The following is a 21,698-nucleotide window of genomic DNA, read 5'->3' as shown; positions in this document are numbered from 1 at the left end:
CTTCCAAAAATAACAGAATGTTTTAACAACTTAAACATAATGTAAAGTATTTTATATACGTTGTATATATAGAAAACATATACAAATGTTGATAAATATTAATTCAAGTGAACATTTACTTTTTACAATACAACTTGTAAATCTGTTTATTTGAATTTATAATTAGATATAGTTTCCTCATGTTAAAAAGATTTAAAAACCATAAGAAAACTAATCTCATTGCTTGAAAAGGAGGAAAAAGCATGCAAATCGGATCAAATATTCATACATTATCTCAACCTACTAAAATAACTCCATCTACTCTTGAGCATAATACTATCTCTTCTACTAAACTTGAAAGTAAGAAAGTAAATGATCCTATCAAGTTTGATATTCGTTCATCTGAAAAAGAAATGAAACAGCCTGAGCATAAATTTAATGAATTAGATTTATGGAAGATGTTAAAGGATAAAGGTGTTCCTTTATGGATCATCCTTGAAATGCTACAAAAGGCTCGTAAAGAAAAAGAAGCCCAAAATAATTCAGTTCAAAATTCAAATGCGATTGAGGAAACAAACGAGACTCGATTAAATGAAGTAATGTAAAGCATAATATTTGATTGGTCTACAAACTAAAAAGAGTTCGGGGGTGATAAAGTTTTTATCAACCTCGAACTCTTTTTTTATGATTTTTCTCCAATCGTTACAAACTGGAAAGATACTTTTCCTTCCAAACCTTTAATTAGTTTTTTTACTTTGACATTTTCATTAACCAATGTATTATCTGTCGACATTTTAGGTTTTTCGTCACCTAGAGATTTTTTCAAATGAAGAAGATGCATTTTCATTTCATTTGCCTTTATTTCTTTATACACACTATTTTTTGCTACAATCATATACCATTCCGTTGAATATTTACGATTGTTACCTATCCAAGCATCACTATCGTATGTAACAGGAATCTCTTCCCCTCCTATTTTAATACTTTTCATAGTCTTATCGTCTTCACTTGTAAATAAAAGTGACCCTTCTTTTGAGAATTTCGGTAACGTATCTATAATATAATTGGAGCCATTATCTTGTTTTCGAAAAAGTTTTTCTTTAATCAATGCTTGTGCTGTAGATTCATTTAAAATTAAGACATTTCCATTTCCAACTTCCCCTTTTTTCACAGAAAACACTTCATTTTCTTCCGTAATTTCCTGATAACGATTAATAATTGGTGAAATATTATTTTCATCTCCAATAATTAATACACCGTTTGCCGGAAATGGATTCTCCTTTTTAGAACATGCACTAAAACTTATTAATAGAAGTATCGTAAACATAAAAATAGTTAAAGTTCTTTTCATCTCGTTTCCTTTCATCATACAGTTCATTTTTCCACATACTTTAGTGTAGTCTTACAAGCTAATAAATTCTATTGCTCCATAACCTTATAAAGCTTTTGCAGGTAACGCCAACGGGTTATAAAGAAATATAAAACTTGTATACATATAAATGAAATTAGAATAACGATAGAGCTATTTATGATAGAAAAATTGACTAATTGCTGTAATGCTATATAAGCGACTACAGTATGAATCACTGCAACGACAATTGGTAAAAAGAACATTAATAATAACTGCCTCGTTACAACTTTTTTCAACTCACCTTTACTTAATCCCATTTTCGAAATCATTTTATATTGTTGTTGATCGCGATCCAAATCTGTATATAATCGGAAATAAATAAAACTAGCGGCGAATGTAAAGAAGACGATTCCGACTAAAATACTTACCATAAGTAATAAACCATTCTTTTGCTTTGCTTCCAACAAGTTTAATGTTAAAGCTTCAAAGTAGAAATCTCTGTCCCTAAGATTTTTATCGAATATACTCTTTAATTGATTGGAAATCTCTTTCGTTTTTATCCAATCATCTACAACAAATCCGTAAGTACGATATGGAATTTCTTTATTAACTGGGTCACTAGTAAGAGGTATTCCATCATATACCTGATCTTGAACAGCGATATAAATAGTTCTAGAATCATGTGGTAAAACTAAATTTTCTACAGCTTTTTTCACATGAAATGTCTTTGTCCAGTCACCTTGAATGACTTCTATATTCTTTTTATACTCGCCATTTTTAAATTCTTGTTTTTGTGATACGACCCCAGGAATTAATAAAATTTCATCTTCTTTTTCAATTGTTTCTTTTTGATAGCCTAGTGCTTTAGCAAGATCGTTGTATTCACTTAACTTCATTACATTTACGCCATTTTCTGTGTATATATATGAAGATGAAGCCATTCGATACGGAATATTAGCATCAGAAAGGTGTTTTTTTATAATAGAAAGATTTTTGTTCAATACTTTGTCATTCTCAAAACTTCCATACAAAAATGTATAGGGATTTGTCATCCTTACCAAATCCCTATTTCCAATTGCGGCTGTTGTACCAATTGCTGTAAATGCAACTGCTGAAACAATAGATACTATAAAAAACATCGTTGCATTATCTTTCATACGGTAAATTAATTCAGAAAATGTTAATATATTTGTTCTCTTTAAAAAGAAAGATTCTCTCCTTTTAGCAAGGTACAATATATACACGCTACACTGTGTATATAAAAAGTACGTTCCTATAATTACTAGGAGCACACCTATTCCAAGCGTAATAAAATTGGTACTTGGTATGAAGCGAAATACTGAAAAATATCCATATCCTATACTAATTAAAGAAAGTAGCGATAATAAAACTGAAGATTTCGGTTCAGGTTTTGGCTTTTCCTCTGCTCGAATAAGTTCCACAAGTTCCGTTACTTTTATCATTTTAAATGTAAATAATGAAACAATTAAAAACAAGAAAAGAAATGTGATAACTGTTAATAATACAGCCCGCACTGGTATATAAAAAAGCAAACCATTATTAATCATTAATACACTTGCACTTATCAATAAGACTAGTTTAGAAAATATGAGTCCAATGAAAATCCCTATACAAATTGAACCAAGTCCAATCAACATATTTTCAATTAATAATAATTTCTTAAGCTGTCTCATTGACATACCTTGCATCATTAAAATGCCAAATTCTTTCTTACGCGTTTTTAAAAACGAACTAACTGAATATAAAATGAAGAAAAATGAAAATACAAAAATCAATCCTTGCGAAACTGAAAATCCCAATGTACCAAATGCACTTATTGTTGCACTTGTCGATTTCAACTCACCTTGTAAATCAGGATGAAATAATAAAAGAGCATACGTAAAGAAAATCATAATAGAAAATGCACTACTTAAAAAATGGGCAGCATATGTACGCTTATTGCGAAAAATATTATTAAATGCGAACTGACGAAAAGTCATGCCTTTTCCCTCCTAACAAAGAAAGGACATCCATAATCTTTTGATAAAAAGTTTGCCTGCTTTCACCACAATAAATTTCGTTATATAGTTGACCATCTTTAATAAAGATTACTCGGCTGCAAAAGCTCGCTGCATACGGATCATGTGTAACTAACATCATCGTTGCTTTTTCTTCTTTATTTAGAGTATCAAGCATCTCCATTACATCATTTGAAGATTTAGAGTCTAAATTCCCTGTTGGTTCATCTGCAAGTAACAATTGCGGCTTATGAACGATCGCACGAGCAATTGCTGTTCTTTGAGCTTGTCCCCCTGATATTTCAAACGTTCTTTTACTCAATATATCTGTAATGTTTAACTTCTCTGCAATCTCTTCCGCTCGTTTGTTCATTTCTTGCACAGAAACACCATCTAAAGTCATCGGCAATACGATGTTTTCTTTTACAGTAAGTGTGCTAAGAAGATTAAATGATTGGAAAACAAATCCTAATTGTTTTCTGCGGAATAACGCTAATTCTTCTGATGATAATTGGAAAGGATTTGTACCATTAATAAATATTTCTCCCGATGATGGAGAATCAATAGTAGATACCATGTTTAATAACGTTGTTTTCCCACTACCTGACGGGCCCATAATTCCTACAAATTCACCTTCTTGAATTGATAAATCAATATCTACTAATGCTTTAAAAGGTACTTTCCCTCTATATACTTTACTAATACTATTTGCCTGCAAAATTTCCATTTATATTCTCCCTTCGTTTCCACTGCTCACTATAGAGTGTAAATGAATTGTCTTACAGCTCATATTGATTCATCTTTCATTTATCTTACACGCTTGTAAGATTTCTAAAAAAACTGATAACAAACCTATTTTCAATCTATAAACAAAGCATATCTATCTTATAATATTTGCATATTGGTTTGAATTACAATGCTATTTTCTAATCTTTATTTTATTAATATAAAAAGACCGATTTTTATCGGTCTTTTTACTTTCAAATATTATATTTTAACTGTTGTGTGTAGTTAAAGCATATTTGAGTTACCCATTAAATACTATTTCACTTGATAATAACCTCTGCAAAAAAATGAGTTCTTCGGTTTCATTGCAATCAAAAACGAATTGTAAATATCTGAGGCGGAAATGAATGTGTTTATCCAACATATAAATAATAAAATTGATTTAATATTTCCTGATACAAAGAACGACATCATGGCAGGTACTACTGATAATACAATAATAGGCAAGCTCATAAAGACCCAAAATCTCGTTTTGGATAAGACTGCATTTGTATTTAGCCAAAAAAAGCTTTTACTAAATGTTAAGCTAATATCCCTTTTTTACTTATTACTAAAATGTGTAAACATTCATGAATGATAAAGATTAAGGTACCTATGCGGGATAAAATGAATATAAAAAGCTTAGAGTTTTAGCTCTAAGCTTTTTTATGATTTCGTATTAATTCCTTTTACTGAACAATATTTTTTATCCATTCAGATTTACTCAATACATAATGATTATATAGTTGATTTGCTATCTTGTGTTCACTCAAATAAGTAAACCCGCATTTTTTAATAACTTTATTTGATGGTACATTGTTAATTAAAGCAATTGCGTTAAGGACAATTAAATTTGTTTCTTTAAACAAATAGTCAATTAAGCCTTTAGTCGCTTTTGTAGCATAGCCATGATTTTGATGTTTATTTGAGATAGCATACATTATCTCTCTGTTTGGTGAAGGGAGTTCTTCTTTCATGCCTGTGCAGCACCATCCAATGCATTCATTTGTAGCTTCCTTAAATATTCCTAGCTTTAACATATGATTATCTATGTTATTCGTAGTTTTCACTGCCTCAAGAAATGCTTTGTTTGCTGGTATTTCATAATTTGCAATCCAATCCACCCTTTGTTCTTTCGTTGATTTCCAGTCTGGTAAAAACTTTTCTATTTCCGGTTGATTGGCTATTTTATAAATACTTTCTGCATCTTTGACCATAAACTCTTGCAAGTATATATCTCCACAATCTATTCTAAATAACTTAGTTGAACTCTCTTCTCCCATGTTAATTCCCCTTACTTACGTTATAACGCCTTTATCTGCTTCGTAAGTTCTATAAATCGTTCATCAAGTTCTTTATATTCTTTGTCGTTAGAAGTTAAAAAGCTTAATTTCCCTAATACTTCTTGTCTCTCTGTTTCTAACGTTAAACGTAGCTCTTCAATATTATCTCTTGTTTTAGTAGGTTTTTCTAGCTGCTTTTGTATCGTATTGTTTGAAAACACGAGTTTTATGTTAGTTGTTTTCTCTAGAAAATATCGATCGTGAGAAACAATTATTAATGTTCCGTTATACTCAGCTAATGTATTTTCAAGTTGTTCACGTGAAGGTAGATCCAAGTGATTCGTCGGTTCATCTAAAATGAGTACATCTTTTTCATCTAAAATATAAGCCATTAGCTTACATTTTACTCTTTCTCCCATACTCATATGTTCAATCGGCTCTTTCCATTGAGAAGCTTGGAACCCTAAATGTTTCATTAAATTTTGGACTTTTCCTCTTTCTTCAAACGTCTCTTTAAAAAACAAATCTTCTGGCGTTTTGTCCAGTGGCAAATCAAAAACCTCTTGTGTTAAATAACCGATGTTTGCAGATGGTGAAATCCATATTTCTCCTTCAGCAGTTTCCGCTCCCATAATCATCTTCAGTAATGTTGTTTTCCCGCTACCGTTTGGTCCAACAATTGCAACTTTCTCACCGTGCTGAATTGTAAAATTAACGTTTTCAAATAATGCTTTTCCATTAAATTCTTTTTTTAATTGCTTTACTTCTAAAAAGCGTTTTCCTACTTTTTTACTCGCTTGAATAGAGAACTCAATTGAATACTCTTCTTTCACACGTTCTACTTTCGTTTTCTCCAGCTCTTTTTCGAGACGTTTTCTTTTTGACTTCACTTGCGCATCCATTCGTTTCGCTTTTACACGATAAAACTCTTTAAAACTTTCTTGTTTTGTAGACTGCGCATGTGCCTTTTGTGACCATGAACTTAATTCTTTTATATGTGTTTCTACTTGTTCTATCTTTTTTTGCTGCTTTTCATATTCTCGCTGCTGCGACTTCCTTCTTTGCTCACGTGCTTTCATGTAGCTTGTATAATTACCACTATGGTCAATTAATTTTTTGTCCTCAATTGACCATATTTTTGTTGCGACAACATCTAAAAAATATCGATCATGCGATACAACGATAACTGTACCTTTCATATTTTTTATTTGTTTAATGAGAAATTCCGTACTCATTTCATCTAAATGATTTGTCGGTTCGTCTAATATTAAGACATTAGGATTTTTAGCAAATCCTTTTGCTAATCGAATTTTTAACTTTTCACCACCACTTAAAGTATGAAAATCGTTCGTTGGCACGCCCCATTTCGCAAGCAGTTCTGCTTCTTTTGCAATTACATCGTTACTAATAAAAGATTCTATTTCTTGCTCAACATATGCGGTTGTCATATTCATTTGCTGCCATTCAACAATCCCTTTTGAAGGCTCAATCTTTCCATTTATTAATTGAAGTAACGTTGATTTACCAGCACCGTTTTTACCAATTAATCCGATAACATCCCCTTGTTTTACTGTCACATTCATTTTCTCTAACAACATATTTTCTTTTATTTCAACATAAACATCATTTAATTTTAATAGTTCTTTCATAATACCGATCCCTTTCATTAAGGGAGAATAAAAAAATCCTCCCAAATAAATTTGGCAGGATTAGTTGTTAAAATATTTACACCCAAATAAGCTATTACGCAACATAAATAGCAATACCGTTGTATGGAAATCGGGCAGACTAATCCTATTTTTTAGAAATTGAAATTTATTGAATTTCAACATTTAAAAATAAGATTAGTTAATCATCGTCCACCCATCATTCCTTCCCCTCATTAGTAACCATATTGTACCATAATAGTACTGTATGAGTAAATGCAATTATTTGTGCTGCTAAAAAAGATTGCTTTCTTTTAAGGTCTATTCATTATTTCTTCACTTCATATCGAACAAGTATCAACCACATTTGTTGTACTACTTGCTTTAGCTTTCCCTAGCAATAAAATTGTAAGCATTCCCTCTTATATAAATTTTATATAAATTCATAATAAATCATATATTATACATACTAAATTTCAGTTCTTATAATAAAGGTATCATTTTTAAGGGGTGGTTCTACAATGGAATTTAGTAAACTAGGAAACAGTGGATTAACAGTAAGTAAAATCGCATACGGGAACTGGATAAACCATGGTGGAAAAGTAAACGAAGATACTGCAAATGATTGTGTAAAAGCCGCACTAGATGTTGGAATTACAACGTTCGATACTGCTGATGTTTATTCGGACACGATAGCTGAGGAAGTACTTGGCCGATCTTTGCAAGGTATACGCCGAGAAAGTATAGAACTATGTACAAAAGTATGCCATCCGACCGGTCCTGGAAAAAATGATCGTGGATTATCAAGAAAACATATTATAGAAAATTGTAATGCATCGTTAAAACGATTACAGACAGACTATATCGATGTTTATTATGCACATAGATTTGATATAACAACTCCTCTTGAGGAAACAATGTTAGCTTTCTCAGATCTTGTAAGACAAGGTAAGGTTCTCTATTTAGGCGTAAGCGAATGGACATCAGAACAAATTACCCGTGGTGCAGCACTTGCACGCGAATTGAACATTCCATTTATCGCTAGCCAACCTCAATATTCGATGTTATGGCGAGTTATTGAAACTGATGTGATTCCAACATGTCAACGTGAGGGACTTGGCCAAATCGTATGGTCGCCACTTGCACAAGGTATTCTTACAGGAAAATATCAACCTGGTAAACTATTACCGAATCAATCGCGTGCTAACTCCGATGCTGGAAAACCGTTTTTTGACAAACTCGTGCAACGTTGGATGAGTGATGATGTGCTTACCGCTATCCAGGAAATTAAACCTATCGCACAAGAAAATAACCTTACCTTATCTCAACTCGCAGTTGCTTGGGTATTACAAAATCCAGCTGTTTCTTCTGCAATTATTGGTGCTTCAAATCCGGAACAAATAAGAGAAAATGTAATTGCTTCTAGTGTTAAATTGCAACCTGAAATTATGGATCAGATTGATAGTGTATTAAAAGGTTTCGCTGAGTATGATACTAGTAAAACAGGTTGAATCATGAGTAAGTTTTACCTATAAATAAACACTCCTTGCCAACTTCCCACAGCCCATCCTATAAAGATGGGCTTTTATTTTTATCTGTTAAGTTCACATTGTGAAGTCATATAAACCTCTCTAACAACTGTTAAAAAGTTCTCTAACACGACAGACTTTTCATCCTTCCTCCATCCAGCATATAAATTTATTTTCGGTGTATTTTCTAGAATATCATTATACATGACTCCTGATTTTTTATAGCTTTCCACCGATGATGGAACGACTGAAACCCCCATTCCAGCTGCAACTAAGTTTACAATCGTTTGCATTTGAACTGCTTCTTGAACAATATTTAAACTTACTCCATGTTCCCAAAAGTAACTAATAATTAAATCATAAAAATTTGTACCGAAATGGCGAGGAAATAAAATGAATGGTTCATCTACTAATGATTTGATTGAAATATTAGGTAACGAAACGAAAGGGTGATTTTCATGTAAAACCAATTTTAAACACTCTTCAGAACAAACTTCAGAAGATAATATTTTATTATTTTGCTCCGAACGAATAAATCCAATATGAATTTGTTTTTCGTAAAGCGCTTTTATTTGCTGGTCTGTTGTCATCTCGCGTAATATGAGCTGAATTTTCGGAAACCGTTCTCGAAATGTTTTTAATATGCCTATAACTGTTTCTGTAGAATCGACAAAACCGATGATTAAATGCCCGATTTTCCCTTCATCTGCAAGCTGTGTTTCTTTAATCGTTCTATCTACTTGAAGTAATGTTTGCCTAGCACCTTCTAAAAAGACTTTCCCCGCCTCGGTAAGCTCAACCATCCTTTTTGTCCGGTGAAAAAGTTGAACTCCTAATTCTTCTTCCAATTTTCGAATTTCTTGACTTAAAGGCGGTTGTGCCATCATAAGACGCTCTGCTGCACGACTAAAGTTTAATTCTTCTGCCACCGTTATGAAATATTTCATTTTACGAATATCCATTTCAAGCCTCCTATCATTCGCAACTTCTATAAGATTCTATTTTTATTATAAAAAATGGTTCATGTATGTAGTCTTACATTTATTCTTATTGGGTTCATTTTGCCTCTCTTATCTATAGAATATTTCATTCTCCAATGTTATCAAGGGTACAAAACAAGGCTAAAAAACTTATCTCCAAAGTTCTTTAGCCTTGATTACTTTTTACACATTAAAAAATATTACTCGCACTACCGTACCTTTACCAACTTCTGAATGGATTTCCACACTATGTCCTAATTGTTTTGTAATTTCATATACAAGATATAGCCCCATTCCTGTTGATTCTTTAAAATCTCTACCGTTTTCTCCTGTAAAGAAAGGTTTGAATACTCTTGGTAAATCTTGCTTCGGTATACCTACGCCATTATCAGCAATTTCAAGTATAACGGTATTACCTTCCTTACAAGCTTTCATTTTAATCTTTTCTCTACTACCTGATGAATACTTAATCGCATTCGATAGTATTTGTCCGATTAAAAACTGTAACCATTTCACATCACTTTCTACAGTAATGTCCTTATCAATTTCAAGCTCTGGATATACAAAATTCCGTATAAAGAAACGTTTATGTTCATGTACCGAATCATTCACTATTTTATGTAGTTGTACCCTTTCTACATAAAAATCTTGTGTGAACGCTTCTAATCGTGCGACATATAGAGCCATTTCCAATCCCTTTTTTAATCGGTCTGTTTCCTCATTTATACTTTCAAAACGTGAATCTACTTCATCCTGTGTAATTAATTCTATTACAGATAAAGGTGTTTTCATTTGATGGATCCACTGATTCATAAAGGTTAAATGGTCATTATTTTTTCTCTCTTGTATTTGCAGCTGATTTTGATAATGTCGATATTGCACCTCAAGTAGTTCTTGAAGAGCAGCCGATACAGCCGCAAAATCAGATTTTTGAACAGATTCATCTAAAGATTGCATCGGATTTGCTAGGCGCTCATAAAAAGAACGATGTGTAAAATAACGAAACACTAAATAACTTCCCATAAAGAAAACACCTAGAAACATTGCATATAACGCCGTTGTAATATGATTATGCCCATCAAACCAATATACGAGAAATATAGCTAGTAGTTGAATTATGGTAAAGCAAATAAGTGGTATATGATCACGTATAAACAACCTTATCATTTTTCTATACCATTATCCCAAGTAATGTGCAATCTATATCCAACACTACGAATCGTTTCAATCGCACCTTCTATATGTAACGTTTGTAACTTTTTACGTACACGTGTTGTATTTACACTTAATGTATTATCATCAACATAAGATTCACTATCCCATAATTTATTAAGTAACACTTCTCTACTCACAACACGCGGATAATTTTTCATTAATGTCTCTAATAAAATAGCTTCGTTTCTCGTTATATCAATCTCGTCGTTTCTAAGTTTCAATACAAGCCTTTCAGGATATAAACAAAGGCCTTGTTGCTCAATCATTCGCTCTTCTAGTTTCGGTGCATAATCTCCATATGCACGTCTTAAATGACTACGAATTTTCGCCACTACAACTTCATAATGAAAAGGCTTCGGAATAAAATCATCGCCACCGTTTTCTAACGCCATAACTTGATCCATCGTACCTTCACGGGCCGAAATGAATAATATCGGACATGTAGAAACACCGCGAATTTGACGACACCAAAAGTACCCATCAAAACTCGGTAAATTAATATCTAATAAAACTAACTCTGGTTGTTCTTCTAAAAAAATATCTAATACATTTTGAAAGTCCGATACAATAACTCCTTGATAACCATATTTCGCAACATGTGTTGATAATAGTTCTGCAATTTTCATATCGTCTTCTACAATCATAATTTTGACCATTATTGAACTCCTTTTTAATCCACAATCTTAAATATACTTATATAAAATAAATACTACCTCTTTTCACAAAATCCGTAAATTAAAAAAGGGATGCTTTTATACAAAAGTATCCTTTTTCTTCCCTTATCTATTTAATATGAAATTTACTAAAAGTAAATCCTAGTTTCTCCACATAATCCATTCCTAGTTCCATACGCGCCGTTTTCAGCGGATCAACAACTTGGCAAACTTTTAAATTACCTGCTGCCGATAATAAAAGAGTTGCATCAGCTTTAGACATTTCTAATACTTCATGTAAAAATATCACCATATTATGTACAGCACGATTTGCTGCATCATCTAACAATTTCTCTGAAGCAATCGTCATTATTTTTTCTTTTTGAATAGCCATTGGTAATGGCCATTTCTTTCCTTTTATAGTTTGAACTGTTACAGTTACCTCACCAGCCACCTCTACGCCACTAACACCAATTTCACCATCACCCATTGCTGCATGTAGATCACCTAATGCTAATAGAGCGCCAGGAACATTTACAGGTAATAGTAATGTCGTCCCTTCTTTTATCTCTTTACAATCCATATTCCCACCGTGATCATGTGGGGTGCCGCATGAAATGCTCTCTTCTTTCGGTGCAGTACCAATTACCCCAATCATTGGATTAATCGGGATTTGTAGTTCACTTGAAAACAAAACATATTCATTATGTATTGGGACAATTTTCACTGTATTTTCATTTAACTCATCACCCATTACACCAAGGTTTGCACCTGTAGTTAAAACGCCCTGCTCTGCAATTTTAATCTTTTCAATCGTTACGGCTAATATATCGCCAGGTTCTGCTCCTTTAACATATACAGGTCCAGTCGCTGGATTAATTCGGTTCCAATCTAATTCTTGAAACACAACATCTTCAGAATCGATTTGATTTTCAAAGCAATCATATGTTTCAAATACAAGACTGCTCCCAATTTCCACTTCCATACAAGGCTTATTTTCTGGTGACATTGAGTAAATGATATGGTCTTTATGAATTCGATACATAATACCTCTCCCTTTTATATTTATCTACTATTACTAATTAGCTCTTTTTATACAAGCTCCTCTTAAAATTAAATGTTATTTTTATGTAAAAAAGCACGCAGATTGTTTTATAACATACACTCTTTACTATAACAGAAAGGTGGTATCACTATGCCCCTTATTCCATACAACGAAAGTGATGTTGATTTACTAGCTCGTTTAATTCGTGCTGAAGCTGAAGGCGAAGGTCGCCAAGGTGAGGAGTTAGTTGGATGCGTTGTAGTAAACCGTGTATTTTGTGATTGCTTAGATTTTAAACAACTCCGTACCGTACGCGACGCTGTATATCAAAGCCCCGGCGGATTTGAAGCAGTACAATATGGATATTTTTATCAACGCGCTCGTGAATCAGAAAAAGAAATTGCACGAAAAGTTTTACAAGGTGAATGGCGCTGGCCTGCACGATGGGCTCTTTGGTATTTCCGTCCAGTTGGAGCTTGTCCACCTGAATGGTATAATCAGCCATTTGTAGGACAGTTTAAAAGCCATTGTTTTTATGAACCAAGTGGTGATGAATGTCCAAAAATGTATTCACGCTAGCAAAATTTGAAACGCAAGTACTTAGATGTCTAAGTACTTGCGTTTCTTTTAGCTTTATTTTAGAAATCTAGTAATGAGATGAATTTTTCGATGCCCACCACATGTATTAATAACGATATACGTGGGCCACTAGACTGATTCATAATGAGCTTATAAATAATAATAAATAATTGTTTTTGATTTTCTTTCATTATTTTTTTATTGTCATGATGGCAAATCGAATACAATTGCTCCATTAAGTTAGAGTAATCTTTGTTAGAACGAAGTATATTGCAAACTTTTACTAACCATTCTTTCTGTCTTTCATCTAATGTGTTGTAAAACTCTGTATTTCTCTCTCGATTTACCGCAATTAATTTTTCAGATTGAAAGTTTTTTATCCAATACTCTGCGCGGTTACATATCGCTATCATAGCATCTAATGTATAACTTCTATCTATTTTTTCTAATGTATCTTGTAAAATAGATGAATCAAAATTTAATAGCGGTAACGTTCCTGCTACTTGATTAAATCTCGGATATTCTTTAAACTGCCTATCAACTTTAGAGAGTTTAATTGCATCAAATAAATCTTCATTTTTGAGCGTTTTATTTTCATAGCTATCTTTCAATCGTTCATACTCTGTATAATTACGAATCACATCTTCATCCAACCCAATATGAAAAGCAGCGCCTGGTTTGTATTTGGCAAACATAAAGAGAATTACTTCTGGTATATACACTTTCAATAAATCGCTTGGTGTAATGCTATTCCCTGAAGAACTAGACATTTTTTCATGATTCCCTTTAATACCAATGAAATCGTAAGCAACGTAATGAGGCGCTTCACGATTGAATATTTTCCTTGCAATTTCTTTTGATACATTATAACTACCCGTTTCTGATGAATGATCTCTTCCACCCGGTTCAAAAATAACATCCTCTATCATCCATCTCATCGGCCAATCGATTTTCCAGTTTAGTTTCATTTTATTTGTATTTAATACGGATAATTCTTTTTCATTTCCGCATTCACATTCATACCGGACTGTTTTTAATACTTCATCAAAATGTGTAATAGTTGTTGTATCTTTTCCACACCTCTCACAATATAATGTAGCTGGATAAAAATTGTTTCGCTCTTCTTCACTACACTCTCCAGTTTTAAAATCCATTAAAATATCATATATTTCTTTTCGTTTATACAAAGCCTCTAAAATATTTTTGTTATACCTTCCACTTCTATATTCATCATGTTGATAAATAAATTCTACTTCAATTCCAAATGCTTGAAGCGATGTTTCAAACTCTTTTTCAAAATGCTCCGCATACGAGTTATGACATCCATACGGATCTGGAATATCACAGTATGGCATACCAATATACTTTGCAAAAGATGGATCAATATTTTTTGGAACTTTTCTAAATCGATCATAATCATCCCACGAAAATATAAAACGAGTCTTTTTCCCTAAACCTTGAAGTGCTCTTACTACGAAATAAGTCGTTACGATTTCACGAAAGTTCCCAATATGAACAGAACCTGAAGGACTAATTCCAGATGCACAAACAAACGTTTCTTTATTTGGATGTTTCCTAATTAATTCATGTGCTACTTCATACGCCCAATGCATTTATTGCTCACCTCAATTATTTTTTGTTTTCGTATTCTCAGTTTTATGCAATAAAAAAACTCCCACCCCCAAGATTATTCATCTTGAGGACGAGAGTTGTTAGCTTCGCGGTACCACCTCAGTTTGTTAATATGTCACCATATTAACCTCTTCAGGTACGGCAAAATATGCTTATACCCTATCTCTATAACGGGAGAACCCGTCGCACCATCCCTAAATAAATTAGTTCCTTGCGCAGCTCCAAGTCTTTTTTCGTTAAGATGTATACCGCTCTTTCTCAGCTACCAGAGCTCTCTGTACGTATTCTTTCTTAACTACTCTTCTCTTCCATGCCATTTTAAATATTAGTTTTTTAATATGATAATTTATAACACTTTTATTGTCAAACTTTTCCGAATCAAAAACATATAATTACCTAAAAAAATTCTTTATCGCTTCTAATTGAATTTTATGACTACACTCATCACAACAATATGCCCCGTTTGGTTTTTCTTTAAATCGCTTATATTTTTCACTGCCTTCGTAAACACGAAATATATTCTTACAAGAAAAGCAAACAATCTCATAAAACATCATATGCATTTTCCTCTCCTTGTTTATACACTTTTTTAATCACTTGTGAGAAGGTCATTTTTCTACAGCATAAATTTTAATATCCTTTGACTAAAAGGTTTACCTCTATTCTTATCGAATTATATTAATATCTTATAACGCGAGGTGAACATCTTGTTCAGTAATATAGAATTAGTTTTAGATGCTAAAGCAAGTTTAGCTGAAGGACCATGTTGGAATGAAAAAAAGCAACTTTTATATTGGGTTGATATTATGGAGAGAAAATTATGCATATACAATCCTACCGCTAATACGAACCGAGTAATTGCACTCAATCAACAAATCGGCTGTGTTGTTCCATATTTAGAGGATGTACTACTCTTAGCTATGGAAAAAGGCTTTTATTCTATTAATATAAATACCGAAAAACTGACACATATTTTTGACCCTGAACCACATTTAATAGAAAATCGTTTCAATGATGGAAAATGTGATCCAGCTGGTCGTTTCTGGGCAGGTTCTACAGATACATACGGTATGAATGCTGCAGGTTCCTTGTATTGTTTACATCATAATTTAAGTGTAGAGAAAAAAGTTTCACATGTAAATACATCAAATGGAATTGCTTGGTCACCTGATCATACATACTTTTACTTTATAGATACACCTACTAAAAAAGTGGTTCGCTATCAATATAATATACGTACTGGAGACATTCATAATCCAATTGATGTAATCATTTTCTCTGAAAATGATGGTCTACCTGATGGTATGACAATTGACGAAGACGGCTGTTTATGGATTGCACATTGGGGAGGTTCAAAAATAACTAGATGGAATCCATCTACTGGAGAACAAATATTAAATATTCCAATTCCAGCTTTATATGTAACATCATGTACATTTGGAGGACCTAATTTAACAGATTTATATGTTACAACAGCCAGAACAAGAATGACGGATGACGAATTAAAAGAGTATCCACATGCTGGTGGTATTTTTCGAATTCAAACAAATGTTAAAGGCTGCCCCACCTATTCATTTTGCAATAAAAATATTGGAGCCGAAACAAGATGAACCGTATCGATTACATAAGACAAGAAGAAAAGAACTATCACGATCTTTGCTATGAACAATATAAACTGTTTGAAGCTGGCTCTTGGCTTTTCAAACCAGTTAAAACGGTTATGGACTTGATGAACCACTTTGACGGACAAAACAACTTGCAAGTACTTGACCTTGGCTCTGGCGTCGGTAGAAATAGCATTCCAATTGCACAAAAAATAAAAAATACTAGCGGCACGGTTACATGTGTTGATTTACTTAATTCTGCTTTAACAAAGCTACAAATTTATAGCAAAGAGCATGATGTATTCGAGGTTATAAAAACCGAACAATCAGCAATTGAAAACTATTATATTGACTCTAACGCTTATGATTATATCGTTGCAGTATCAAGTTTAGAACATGTCAGATCAGAAGAAGATTTTAAAAATGTACTCCACTCTATGAAAAGAGGTACAAAAAACGGCGGTATTAATTGTTTAATTATTAACTCTAACATACAAGAAATTGATTCAATAACGAATGAAGAATTAGAAGCTTTAATTGAAATTAATCTTTCAACCGAAGAAATGATAAGTACTTTAAAAAGCATTTATAAAGAATGGAAAGAACTAAAAGTTGAAATAAAAGAATTAGCTTATGATATTGTTCGAAATGAAAGACACATTCAATTAAAAACAAATGCTATATCGTTTGTAGTTCAGAAATAATCGTATAATAAAGATATGATTATTTCTCTCAGATTTATTTTTATTGCACGAAATTTGCAACTATAAATATTTATGAAACAAAAAATAAAAGAGCACTTGTTTCCGCAAGTGCTCTTTTGGGGATTTTGAGATACCCTATTAACGAAAGTTAAGGTTACTTAAAGTTAAAAGGTATTTATATTATATGCTTGTCCTTTTTATTTGTGCATAATCAATATATAAACATCTTTAATCATTCTTAATAACTTTTAGTTATCGTTCTTTCTTACATTTTATCATTAAGAAATTGATTGAAGGTTTATTTGCCATGTTCTTATTTGGTTCATCAATTTCCGAAACTTTTACTAATCTATATTGATTAAAATCTTTTTTTATAGATTCAGAATCATAAAAGAACATTTTTACATCTTCCATTATCTCATAATAATCTTTATCCAACTGTTTTCCTTTTCCGTACATGGGAGCTTTTTTAGAAACAGTTGTAAAAAACATATATCCGCCTGGTTTTAACTGATTATAACAATCTTCAATAAATTTCTCTCTTTCCTGTTCATTCAACAAATGAAGAAGTGCATGACTAAATATCCCATCATACAGTTTATTATCAAAAGGCATTTCGTTTACTGAACCGTGATACATACTAACATCTTCTAGTCCGTTTTCTCTTGCTAAATCGATCGCTGTTTTCGAAATTTCAATACCTGTTACATTTATACCATTATCGATAAAAACCTTTGCATTTCTTCCATATCCAATACCCGGAACTAATATATTCTTAACGTTCTTTTCAAGAAAAAAATCTTTTGTCAAAATTGCAGATTCTGTAGGTTCAAATCCCCACATCGTTTGTTTTTCGATAAAACTTGATTCCCAAAATTCCATTTTATTTTTATCTCCTTATTCTTATCTCATGTTTAATATCACATGAAAGACCTATTCATTTTAACGCTGCTTTTTTCACCACAGTCACTATAGCTCCATTGAATATAGCATATTAATAAGCCTATATCTAATTTAAAGATTGGCTGAATATCTATTCTAAATATTAACTTTTACATTTAGAAAAAATAAAAAATGCCAATAATTCAATTGTATATTGGCATTTCACATAAGAAATTATCTTTTTATTTTGTGCTGATCTAATGTTTTTTCTAACATTTCTAAAGTTATCGGTTGAGCTTTCTCTATTAATTGATAACCAATACGTCCATTCGGCTCAGCTGTAACTTGCTGCAAAATCTTTAAATCATGTATTCCTTTTTCTCTTAATTGCATATAAAGTTGTTGTTCAGACATTTTTGCCTTCATCAAGTTCGCTTTAATAATCTCTCCATTTTCAACAATTACAAAGCTACTGCCATTTAGGAATTGTTCCGCCTCCCTTGATTTCAGTTCAAAGAAATGAATGATAAGAAGTACGCTTGCAAATATTACAGCTGCAAATATAGATGGGACTACTTTCCTACTTAATACAGGCTCTACAATAATACGCGCAATTGATACTACTATGATGATTTCTGCTCTTGTCATTTGGCTAACAGATTTACTACCTGTCATTTTTAATGCAAGAATCCCAGTGAGAATTAAAATAATGCTTTCAACAATAATATGCATAATAGCCCAATCCTTTAATGGTAAATGTTATTAGCATTCTAGATGCACTTTAAACTTTTTGGTGAAAATTAAAACTTACATATATAGAAAATGGATCTATTTAGATCCATCTTTTTTCAATAAGAATTTGATGATCTATTTTCTATTGTCAAAAAAACAAAAGCACCCAAATGGATGCGTATAGATTAAACTTATTCATTATTACTTTCTCCACTTTGATCATCAACTGATTTCGAGTCTAACATGCTGCCTATATCAGGCGGTAAAGCTAGCTCTATACCAGCTACTGGTTGATTATCTTCATTAAACCGTTGTTTCTTAAATTTACTCAATTCTTCATTTTTCTTATTTCCATCCATATTACCCCGCCTTTTATGTACGTGATATTAAATACTTTACTTAATATGTACATTGAGAAAGATAATATACGATTTGTACATAATGAAAGAGCAACAACCCGTTGTGCCTATTAAAAATTAACACGTACATGCTACTCCTCGTTTTATTATCATATTAATGACAAAATATATGTGAGCTACGTGACAAGTACGTTGTCATTTTATTCATATGAGACAAATACTTTTAAAGGAGTAATTATTCCTTGACTTAATTCCTCAAAACATTTTTCAAGTGCAGTATAATGAATTTCATGCTGAAAAATCTCTTCTATCCATGGCGTCTGTTCTATTTGACTAAAAAACCAATCTGCATGTTTTTGGTAACCATATCCATCACTTGAACCAATGATTTTCAATTCTTTTCGATAAAAGTCGGCGGTTAATGTTAAGTCTTCTATATTACCATCAGAAAGAATACATATCGCTCTATTACTATTAATAGCCTTTTGTAATGTGTGAAACCCTCTATTTGTAGCAGAACATTCCAAACCGTAATTATATGTTTCTATTATTTGTTTTTCTGAATCAAAGAGGTTTTTCGCACCAAACTTCTTTGCAAATTCTCTTCTATTTTTATTAGGCTCAACAACATCCACATGCTCAACACCTATATAGTATTTTAAGAAATAACAAGCGAGTAAACCAATAACTCCCATTCCAGTTATAAGTACTTTTTCATCCTGTCGCGGGTTTAGTTTCAATACTCCTTTAGCGGCATCACACGAAAGAATAGATAATAAAGCAACTTTAGGTTGTATAGAACTAGGCACTCGAATTACTTTATGCGCCTTAACTATCCCTATCGTTTCATGTCCATAAAAAGAAACTACTTTATCACCTACGTTTACATGTGTTACTTTATTACCAACTTCAATCACTTCACCATAACTTTCATATCCAGTTTTTCTTGGATAAAAAGGATGCGGATCTGTAACATCGGATCCATTATACTGTGGTAACTCGGCCCCAATGCTTATCGCTCCTGCCATTGTTTTAACGATAATTTCATCGTCCTGTATGTCCTTAATTTCATTTGTTTTCCACTTAAGTTGTTTCGCACCTTCTAAAACTAACTTATATTGTTCCATTCATATCCTCTCACTTTATAAAAATATATTCTCACTAAATTTCAAACAATGTATAATAGATTCATCCAAAATTAAAGCTATAACGTTGGCTAGCACCCAACAGTGATAACATGATAATTGAATTTGATGGCTATAGAATAAACGAGTATGTTATTGGCTGTAACTGTTCTATTAACGAATTAATAACGATGTATTTAAATGTAAAAAATGAAGAGATATCTAATGAGGATTTGCTAAGCTTATTTTGTGTACGATATCATTACAAAAAAATCCGAAAGTTACTACAAGTAGACATCATAAGCGATGTTGTCATTGATTTAGATACGGACTACATTTATATCCCAAATAGATAACAGTATACTAGATTGAATGATTAGTATTTACGATTCAGCTAAGTGTTTAATAAAATAAGTAATTGCCCAAATTAATGTCGCAAATTGAGTGACAAAATACATTGTCCATTCAAAGCCAGTCAATTTTCTCTCTCGTTTAACCTTCTTTAAGTATCTGTAAAATATGAATGTACTTAAAAACATTAATAATAACGATAATTGCTGTAAATCATCGACTATATGTACCCCCATAGACTCCATCACCCTCCTATTCAAAATAAATGCTATACTTTAAGGATATCACCTATTGGTAGTTTATTTCCATTTTGTTTTTACATAAACAAAAAGAGCACTCAACAATTGAGTGCTCTAAAAAGTATTATAGTAACACTTTTCTTCTACTTTTTATAACTCAGTTCTATCACTTCCGGTATATGATTGTTATCATATTTCCTTTTATAGAGGTAACGTCAGGAAAATACGAATATACAACGTTAAGGAATTTTCATTACTTTATAACCATTTTTAAGTTATATTCAATAACCATGCTTTGACATTGTCTAGAACATGGTTATTTTTTAAACTAATATAAATCTGCTTAGTTGATTTTTTAGTTCAGCAATTTATTGAATTCATTAACTGGAAGAAGTATTCAGGTTTGTGAGTTTTATTTAGGTTATACCATGAATGTAATGTATCTGGTGCAAATACATCTAATTTTTTCAGTACTTCCATCGCAAATTCCAGAGGAGCTATTCCTGATGCAGTAACTAAATTCGCATCAGATACCGCAGATCCCAACTCATAGAACTTTTCTCCTTTATAGTTAGGACATACCATTTTAGTGTATTCTAAATTATTAGTTGTATGCTTTCTAGTATCTAAGTATCCCATATTTGCAAGGGCCTCAGTTGCACCACAAATTGCAGCAACAATAGTACCAAACTTTAAAGCTTGGCCAACTCTTTCCAAGATAGGTTGATGAATCTCTTCACTCCAAGTAGTCCCTCCTGGTAAAATTAAAAGATCTTTACTCTCAAAAGTACATTCATCAAGGGAAATATCTGGTTTTATGCTCAGTCCCCCCATAGTAGTAATCATTTCTTTATTAGCTCCTACTGTAATTACTTTTAAAGGTACTAAATCTTTTTTAAAATATCTTCCTGAATTTAGTTCGGTAATTAAATATCCATATTCCCAGTCCGACATTGTATTAAATACATATAGAAAAACTTTTTTTGTTTGCATCCCATATCACTCCAATCACAATTGATATGGATATT

The 21,698-nt window shown here is 32.1% G+C and carries 23 protein-coding genes, 1 pseudogene and 1 other annotated feature; of the genes and pseudogenes, 6 read left to right on the top strand and 18 right to left on the bottom strand.

Annotated features, from left to right (window positions below; all coding sequences use genetic code 11):
• Positions 1-242 precede the first annotated feature (242 nt).
• Positions 243-584: a DUF3914 domain-containing protein gene (locus MHI26_RS13175; RefSeq protein WP_001165517.1), complete on the top strand. Its 342-nt coding sequence runs from the start codon at positions 243-245 to the stop codon at positions 582-584.
• A gap of 77 nt (positions 585-661) precedes the next feature.
• Here MHI26_RS13175 and MHI26_RS13170 read toward each other — a convergent pair whose 3' ends face one another.
• From MHI26_RS13170 to abc-f, 6 genes and pseudogenes are all read right to left on the bottom strand, one after another.
• On the bottom strand, positions 662-1,348 hold the full coding sequence (locus MHI26_RS13170; RefSeq protein ID WP_000975416.1) for a lipoprotein BA_5634 family protein: 687 nt from the start codon (positions 1,346-1,348) through the stop codon (positions 662-664).
• 50 nt (positions 1,349-1,398) lie between these two features.
• The gene (locus tag MHI26_RS13165) at positions 1,399-3,330 is read right to left on the bottom strand and encodes an ABC transporter permease (protein WP_061665857.1); all 1,932 of its coding nucleotides are present in this window, start codon (positions 3,328-3,330) and stop codon (positions 1,399-1,401) included.
• Positions 3,305-4,075: an ABC transporter ATP-binding protein gene (locus MHI26_RS13160; RefSeq protein ID WP_000404446.1), complete on the bottom strand. Its 771-nt coding sequence runs from the start codon at positions 4,073-4,075 to the stop codon at positions 3,305-3,307. The genes MHI26_RS13165 and MHI26_RS13160 overlap by 26 nt, the downstream gene beginning before the upstream one ends.
• A 314-nt stretch (positions 4,076-4,389) precedes the next feature.
• Positions 4,390-4,748, bottom strand: a pseudogene (locus MHI26_RS13155) (DUF3267 domain-containing protein); the annotation flags it as partial.
• A 54-nt stretch (positions 4,749-4,802) separates the two neighbouring features.
• Positions 4,803-5,396, bottom strand: coding sequence for a GNAT family N-acetyltransferase (locus tag MHI26_RS13150; protein WP_000503548.1), 594 nt, complete (start codon positions 5,394-5,396; stop codon positions 4,803-4,805).
• Positions 5,397-5,416: 20 nt separating this feature from the next.
• Positions 5,417-7,045 (bottom strand): ribosomal protection-like ABC-F family protein, encoded by a 1,629-nt coding sequence (abc-f, locus tag MHI26_RS13145; RefSeq protein ID WP_042973316.1) that lies wholly within the window; start codon positions 7,043-7,045, stop codon positions 5,417-5,419.
• A gap of 518 nt (positions 7,046-7,563) precedes the next feature.
• Between abc-f and MHI26_RS13140 the strand changes: the two genes are divergently transcribed.
• Positions 7,564-8,553, top strand: a complete 990-nt coding sequence (locus MHI26_RS13140) for an aldo/keto reductase family protein (RefSeq protein ID WP_061665858.1) — start codon at positions 7,564-7,566, stop codon at positions 8,551-8,553.
• Positions 8,554-8,633: 80 nt separating this feature from the next.
• Here MHI26_RS13140 and MHI26_RS13135 read toward each other — a convergent pair whose 3' ends face one another.
• From MHI26_RS13135 to MHI26_RS13120, 4 genes are all read right to left on the bottom strand, one after another.
• Complete coding sequence (locus tag MHI26_RS13135; RefSeq protein WP_061665859.1) at positions 8,634-9,533, bottom strand: LysR substrate-binding domain-containing protein; 900 nt, start codon at positions 9,531-9,533, stop codon at positions 8,634-8,636.
• A 201-nt stretch (positions 9,534-9,734) separates the two neighbouring features.
• A complete protein-coding gene (locus tag MHI26_RS13130; RefSeq protein WP_042972475.1) occupies positions 9,735-10,718 on the bottom strand; it encodes a sensor histidine kinase in 984 nt (327 codons plus the stop codon).
• Positions 10,715-11,422, bottom strand: a complete 708-nt coding sequence (locus tag MHI26_RS13125; protein WP_000238992.1) for a response regulator transcription factor — start codon at positions 11,420-11,422, stop codon at positions 10,715-10,717. Before MHI26_RS13125 ends, MHI26_RS13130 begins: the two co-directional genes overlap by 4 nt.
• A gap of 127 nt (positions 11,423-11,549) precedes the next feature.
• Entirely contained in the window at positions 11,550-12,464 is a 915-nt protein-coding gene (locus tag MHI26_RS13120) for an acetamidase/formamidase family protein (RefSeq protein WP_061665860.1), read from the bottom strand.
• 150 nt (positions 12,465-12,614) lie between these two features.
• Between MHI26_RS13120 and MHI26_RS13115 the strand changes: the two genes are divergently transcribed.
• Positions 12,615-13,043, top strand: coding sequence for a cell wall hydrolase (locus MHI26_RS13115; RefSeq protein ID WP_001128398.1), 429 nt, complete (start codon positions 12,615-12,617; stop codon positions 13,041-13,043).
• Positions 13,044-13,102: 59 nt separating this feature from the next.
• On the opposite strand, the gene lysS is transcribed toward MHI26_RS13115, so the two are convergent.
• Both lysS and MHI26_RS13105 read right to left on the bottom strand, forming a co-directional pair.
• Positions 13,103-14,656: a lysine--tRNA ligase gene (gene lysS / locus MHI26_RS13110; RefSeq protein ID WP_000558626.1), complete on the bottom strand. Its 1,554-nt coding sequence runs from the start codon at positions 14,654-14,656 to the stop codon at positions 13,103-13,105.
• A gap of 82 nt (positions 14,657-14,738) precedes the next feature.
• Positions 14,739-14,995, bottom strand: a binding site (T-box leader).
• Between the two features lie 72 nt (positions 14,996-15,067).
• Positions 15,068-15,238: a DUF2197 domain-containing protein gene (locus MHI26_RS13105; protein WP_000551047.1), complete on the bottom strand. Its 171-nt coding sequence runs from the start codon at positions 15,236-15,238 to the stop codon at positions 15,068-15,070.
• A 144-nt stretch (positions 15,239-15,382) separates the two neighbouring features.
• Between MHI26_RS13105 and MHI26_RS13100 the strand changes: the two genes are divergently transcribed.
• Together MHI26_RS13100 and MHI26_RS13095 are read left to right on the top strand one after the other, a co-directional pair.
• The gene (locus MHI26_RS13100) at positions 15,383-16,285 is read left to right on the top strand and encodes an SMP-30/gluconolactonase/LRE family protein (protein WP_061665861.1); all 903 of its coding nucleotides are present in this window, start codon (positions 15,383-15,385) and stop codon (positions 16,283-16,285) included.
• Positions 16,282-16,983, top strand: a complete 702-nt coding sequence (locus MHI26_RS13095; protein WP_061665862.1) for a class I SAM-dependent methyltransferase — start codon at positions 16,282-16,284, stop codon at positions 16,981-16,983. Before MHI26_RS13100 ends, MHI26_RS13095 begins: the two co-directional genes overlap by 4 nt.
• A gap of 252 nt (positions 16,984-17,235) precedes the next feature.
• On the opposite strand, the gene MHI26_RS13090 is transcribed toward MHI26_RS13095, so the two are convergent.
• The 4 genes from MHI26_RS13090 to MHI26_RS13075 form a co-directional block, all read right to left on the bottom strand.
• The gene (locus MHI26_RS13090; protein WP_061665863.1) at positions 17,236-17,865 is read right to left on the bottom strand and encodes a class I SAM-dependent methyltransferase; all 630 of its coding nucleotides are present in this window, start codon (positions 17,863-17,865) and stop codon (positions 17,236-17,238) included.
• 234 nt (positions 17,866-18,099) lie between these two features.
• The gene (locus MHI26_RS13085) at positions 18,100-18,597 is read right to left on the bottom strand and encodes a DUF421 domain-containing protein (RefSeq protein ID WP_000547582.1); all 498 of its coding nucleotides are present in this window, start codon (positions 18,595-18,597) and stop codon (positions 18,100-18,102) included.
• A 191-nt stretch (positions 18,598-18,788) separates the two neighbouring features.
• Positions 18,789-18,956: a hypothetical protein gene (locus tag MHI26_RS13080; RefSeq protein WP_086406197.1), complete on the bottom strand. Its 168-nt coding sequence runs from the start codon at positions 18,954-18,956 to the stop codon at positions 18,789-18,791.
• Positions 18,957-19,156: 200 nt separating this feature from the next.
• Entirely contained in the window at positions 19,157-20,083 is a 927-nt protein-coding gene (locus MHI26_RS13075) for a zinc-dependent alcohol dehydrogenase (protein WP_061665864.1), read from the bottom strand.
• A 110-nt stretch (positions 20,084-20,193) separates the two neighbouring features.
• Here MHI26_RS13075 and MHI26_RS13070 point away from each other — a divergent pair, with 110 nt between their 5' ends.
• Positions 20,194-20,436: a hypothetical protein gene (locus MHI26_RS13070; protein ID WP_086406196.1), complete on the top strand. Its 243-nt coding sequence runs from the start codon at positions 20,194-20,196 to the stop codon at positions 20,434-20,436.
• 27 nt (positions 20,437-20,463) lie between these two features.
• Here the strand turns inward: MHI26_RS13070 and MHI26_RS13065 are convergent, their stop codons facing one another.
• Both MHI26_RS13065 and MHI26_RS13060 read right to left on the bottom strand, forming a co-directional pair.
• The gene (locus tag MHI26_RS13065; RefSeq protein ID WP_061665865.1) at positions 20,464-20,667 is read right to left on the bottom strand and encodes a hypothetical protein; all 204 of its coding nucleotides are present in this window, start codon (positions 20,665-20,667) and stop codon (positions 20,464-20,466) included.
• A 363-nt stretch (positions 20,668-21,030) separates the two neighbouring features.
• Positions 21,031-21,663: a type 1 glutamine amidotransferase family protein gene (locus MHI26_RS13060; protein ID WP_061665866.1), complete on the bottom strand. Its 633-nt coding sequence runs from the start codon at positions 21,661-21,663 to the stop codon at positions 21,031-21,033.
• Positions 21,664-21,698 lie beyond the last annotated feature (35 nt).

The organism is Bacillus sp. FSL K6-1218 (assembly GCF_038006445.1).
GTDB lineage: Bacteria > Bacillota > Bacilli > Bacillales > Bacillaceae_G > Bacillus_A > Bacillus_A thuringiensis_S.
This window is presented reverse-complemented; position numbering and strand designations above follow the sequence as displayed.